Source organism: Streptomyces alkaliphilus, assembly GCF_014141535.1.
GTDB lineage: Bacteria > Actinomycetota > Actinomycetes > Streptomycetales > Streptomycetaceae > Streptomyces > Streptomyces alkaliphilus.
In genome coordinates this window covers 1-3,767 of the sequence record NZ_VKHT01000499.1, presented here as the reverse complement: position 1 = coordinate 3,767, position 3,767 = coordinate 1, and the positions used below count along the sequence as shown (strand labels likewise).

General features: G+C 72.7%; 6 protein-coding genes. 1 reads left to right on the top strand and 5 read right to left on the bottom strand.

Annotated elements, in window-relative coordinates:
• Window positions 1-109: 109 nt before the first annotated feature.
• Complete coding sequence (locus tag FNQ90_RS15625) at window positions 110-1,453, bottom strand: adenosylmethionine--8-amino-7-oxononanoate transaminase (RefSeq protein WP_182606941.1); 1,344 nt, start codon at window positions 1,451-1,453, stop codon at window positions 110-112.
• A 100-nt stretch (window positions 1,454-1,553) separates the two neighbouring features.
• Here FNQ90_RS15625 and FNQ90_RS15620 point away from each other — a divergent pair, with 100 nt between their 5' ends.
• Window positions 1,554-2,480: a YqjF family protein gene (locus FNQ90_RS15620; RefSeq protein ID WP_182606940.1), complete on the top strand. Its 927-nt coding sequence runs from the start codon at window positions 1,554-1,556 to the stop codon at window positions 2,478-2,480.
• A gap of 4 nt (window positions 2,481-2,484) precedes the next feature.
• Here the strand turns inward: FNQ90_RS15620 and FNQ90_RS15615 are convergent, their stop codons facing one another.
• The 4 genes from FNQ90_RS15615 to FNQ90_RS15600 all read right to left on the bottom strand — a co-directional run.
• On the bottom strand, window positions 2,485-2,697 hold the full coding sequence (locus FNQ90_RS15615) for a CsbD family protein (protein WP_143618482.1): 213 nt from the start codon (window positions 2,695-2,697) through the stop codon (window positions 2,485-2,487).
• A gap of 95 nt (window positions 2,698-2,792) precedes the next feature.
• The gene (locus FNQ90_RS15610) at window positions 2,793-3,065 is read right to left on the bottom strand and encodes a gas vesicle protein K (RefSeq protein WP_182606943.1); all 273 of its coding nucleotides are present in this window, start codon (window positions 3,063-3,065) and stop codon (window positions 2,793-2,795) included.
• Window positions 3,066-3,091: 26 nt separating this feature from the next.
• A complete protein-coding gene (locus FNQ90_RS15605; RefSeq protein ID WP_182606939.1) occupies window positions 3,092-3,340 on the bottom strand; it encodes a gas vesicle protein in 249 nt (82 codons plus the stop codon).
• The coding region (locus FNQ90_RS15600; protein ID WP_194432571.1) for a GvpL/GvpF family gas vesicle protein at window positions 3,327-3,767 on the bottom strand (441 nt) is incomplete at its 5' end. The genes FNQ90_RS15600 and FNQ90_RS15605, both read right to left, overlap by 14 nt.

Below are 3,767 nucleotides of genomic sequence, written 5' to 3'. Positions count from 1 at the left end.
ACGGTCACCCGCCGCCCCGCCCCGCACCACGCCGCGGCCAGCGCGGCCGTCACCACCGTCTTGCCCACGCCGGTCCCGGTGCCGGTCACCACCCAACGCCGCGCCCCGCTCATGACCGGGCTCCCTCGGCCACCGCCCGCATCGCCTCCGTGATCGTTCCGACCTCGTCCGCCGTGCACGGATAGGGCGGCATGGCGTAGACCAGGTTGCGGAAGGGGCGCAGCCACACCCCGTGCTCCGTGGCGATCCGACCCGCGGTCGCCATGTCGATGCCGCCCTCCACCTCGATCACGCCGATTCCGCCGAGTACCCGGACATCCCGGGTGCCGGGCCTTCCGGCCGCCGGTTCCAGGCCCGCCCGCAGGCCCTCCTCCAGTCGGGACACGTCCGCCCGCCACCCCCCGTCGAGCACCAGTCCCACCGAGGCCAGTGCCACCGCACAGGCCAACGGGTTGCCCATGAAGGTCGGTCCGTGCGCGAGCACAGGCACCTCGCCCCCGGCGATGCCCCGCGCCACCGCCGGGGTGCACAGGGTGGCGGCCAGCGTCAGATACCCACCGGTGAGCGCCTTGCCCACGCACATCACATCGGGGGCGACCCCCGCGTGGTCGGCGGCGAAGAGCTCACCGGTCCGGCCGAAGCCGGTGGCGATCTCGTCGAACACGAGCAGCACCCCGTGCCGGTCGCACGCCTCCCGCAACACCCGAAGGTAACCGGGGTGGTGGAACCTCATCCCGCCCGCGCCCTGCACCACCGGTTCCACGACCACCGCCGCCACCCCGTCGGCGTGCCGGCCGATCTCCTCGGCCAGGACGCGGGCGTACCCCTCATCCCATTCGGCCGGTGGCGCGTCCACGAAGACCTGCCGGGGCAGCGCCCCCGACCACAGGTGGTGCATCCCGCCGTCGGGGTCGCACACCGACATCGGATGCCAGGTGTCCCCGTGGTAGCCGCCGCGCCAGGTCAGCAGGCGACGTCTTTCGGGGCGTCCACGGGAGACCTGGTACTGCAGGCACATCTTCAGCGCCACCTCCACCGACACCGACCCGGAGTCGGCGAGGAAGACGTGGCGCAACGGTTCGGGGGTGATCCGGGCCAACAGCGCGGACAGGCGCACCGCCGGTTCGTGGGTCAGGCCACCGAACATCACGTGGCTCATCCGGTCCACCTGTCGGTGCGCCGCCCGGTCCAGGACGGGATGGCGGTAACCGTGGATGGCCGACCACCATGAGGCCATCCCGTCGATCAGCTCCGTACCGTCCGCCAGGCACAGCCGGACTCCCCGGGCGGAGGCCACCGGCAGCGATGGCACGGTACCGGGCATCGGGGCGTAGGGGTGCCACACGTGTTCCCGGTCCAGGGCCAGCAGGTCATCGACGGACAACTCGTCCCCGACCGGGCCCGGGTCGGGACCCCGGCCGGAATCGGGGGAGGGGAGGGAATCGATGCGCATCCCGCGATCATGTCCCGCTTCGAGGTCGATCCGCCACCCGCCGATACCCTCCGCGGGGCCCGGGGGCGCTCCGGCCGGGAGAGGGAGGACACTGGATGACATGAGTGTGGTTCCGGAGTTCGTCCCCGTGCCGGCCGATCCCCGCGTTCCCGCCGGCGCTCCCCGGGGAGCGGCTGAGCCCCTCACCGCCCTCAGCCCGCGCCCCCTGCGCCGCACGGTGCTCTCCCAGGCATGGCTCGAGGTGACCTTCCTGCACTGGCCGCTCGATCCGGCCGTCGTCGCACCCCTCCTGCCGCCCGGAATCCGCCCCGACGTACACGAGGGCGTGACCTGGGTGGGCCTGGTTCCCTTCCGCATGCACGGACTCGGCTTCGGCCGGGGGCCCGGGCTGCCCTGGCTCGGTGATTTCCTCGAGACCAATGTGCGGGTCTACGGCGTTGACGCCCTCGGTCGTCGCGGCGTGGTCTTCCTCACCCTGGAGTGCGAACGCCTGGTACCGGTGCTCGGCGCCAGGGCGGCGCTGCGATTGCCCTATCGGTGGGCCGCGATGGGACGACGACGCGTGGGGCGTGAACTGACCTGGACCTCTCGCCGCATCACCCCTCCCGGAGTCCCGGCACCGGCAGGGTTCGTCCGGGTGAGGGTGGGGGAGGCGATCCCGGACGGGGAACTCGATCCGCTGGACGCCTTCCTCACCGCCCGCTGGGGGCTGCACACCCGGTGGCACGACGGCTCCACCGTTCACCTGCCCAACGAGCACCCCACCTGGCCGCTGCACGGGGCGGAACTGCTCGACTGCCGGGAGGACCTGATCGCCGCCTGCGGTCTCCCCGCCCCGGAGGGAACTCCCCGGGTGCTCTTCGCGCCCCGGGTCGATGTCCGGTTCGGTCTCCCCGACCTGCCGCCCCCCTCCGCCGGGGCGAACCCCGCGGGGGAGCACGCGAACCGTTCGCGCACACGCCGACGGGCGCGGAACCCGGTGGTCCGCGCCCGTCCGGAGCGAGGGGATCCCGGACAGGCCGGGTGATTCGTCAGCGGTCGCCGGAGCGGTCGTTCCCCAGCGAGTCCCCGACCCCCTTGGCCTTGCCCTTGACGTCGTCGAAGGTCTCCTTCGTCTTGCCCTTGGCCTGGTCGGTCTTCCCCTCCTGCTCCTTGCGCCGGTCACCGGTGACCTTACCGACCATCTCCTTGGCCTTGCCCTTGAGCTTGTCGGTGGTGCCCTTGTCGTCGCTGCGGTCGGTCATGATCGGTTCCTTTCCTCGGTGATGGCCGATCGCCTACCCGGGATCACGGAAGCAAACCCGGACATCCCCGGACGCCCGCCCCGGGGCGGGCGGTCTCATTCCACGGGAAGCAGGGTCCCCAGGGGGCCCAGGTCGATGTTCAGATCCTCGGGACGCAACCCGAAGTGGTCGCGCAACTCGGTCATCCGCCGGTCCAGCAGCATCAAAGTGGTGCCGATCCGCTCCACCCGCTCGTCCGACAGGTCGCCCTCGTCCACGCGGCGCAGCGCCTGTCGCTCCACCAGTTGGCGCAGCAGCTCCACCACGGTCAGCACCAGGGCCACCAGGTCGCGGGCGGCGTCCTCCGGGTCCCCGGAACCGACGACCACCGGCCCTCCCCGCGCCCCGGCCTCGTTCACCGTCTCCACGGCTCCTCCCCGCAGCCGGGGACATCCCCGAACGGGGACGCCACCCGGCCTCCCACCGAGGACAGCAGGGCGTGCAGGGAGAGCCGAACCAGGGGAACCTCGGCGATGGCCACCACGATGTCCCCACCGATCACCACCCCGGTGGCCAGCACCCGGTCCAACAGGTCCACCAGCGGTACCCCGATGGGGGCCCACACCTCCTCCTCCGGTCCCACGAGCCCGTCACCGGTCCTCATCGGCCGCCTCCCCCACGAAGGAGTACGGCACCCACGGCCCGGTGGCCTCCACCCACACGCGGGTGCCGGAATCGGCACACCCATCCGGGGCCGTGACCCGGGAAACGAACTCTCGTCCGCGCCCGACCTCCACCAGACAGGCGAGGTTGAGCACCTGCCGGCATTCCCGACCGGTCACCTCCATGCCGTGGATCCGTAGCCGACGGGTCGCCACCGCCACCCGCTCCGCCTCGGCGCGGACCCGTTCCACCGCCCGCAGCGCCAGGGTGTCGCGCTCCTCCTCGCTCCGCCGTCGGGCCCGCAGACGCTCCAGGTATGCCAGACCCCCGGCCCCGCCCGTCGGCTCGGCAGCGGTCGGCCCGCCGGGGGAGCGGCCTTCACCCTTCACGGCCCCGTCGGTCCCCGCCGCCCCGACGGACACCTTGAC

Excerpts from the sequence above, each read along its gene's own strand:
- FNQ90_RS15625 (WP_182606941.1), bottom strand. The coding sequence starts at position 1,453 with ATGCGCATCGATTCCCTCCCCTCCCCCGATTCCGGCCGGGGTCCCGAC.
- FNQ90_RS15620 (WP_182606940.1), top strand. The coding sequence starts at position 1,554 with ATGAGTGTGGTTCCGGAGTTCGTCCCCGTGCCGGCCGATCCCCGCGTT.
- FNQ90_RS15615 (WP_143618482.1), bottom strand. The coding sequence starts at position 2,697 with ATGACCGACCGCAGCGACGACAAGGGCACCACCGACAAGCTCAAGGGC.
- FNQ90_RS15605 (WP_182606939.1), bottom strand. The coding sequence starts at position 3,340 with ATGAGGACCGGTGACGGGCTCGTGGGACCGGAGGAGGAGGTGTGGGCC.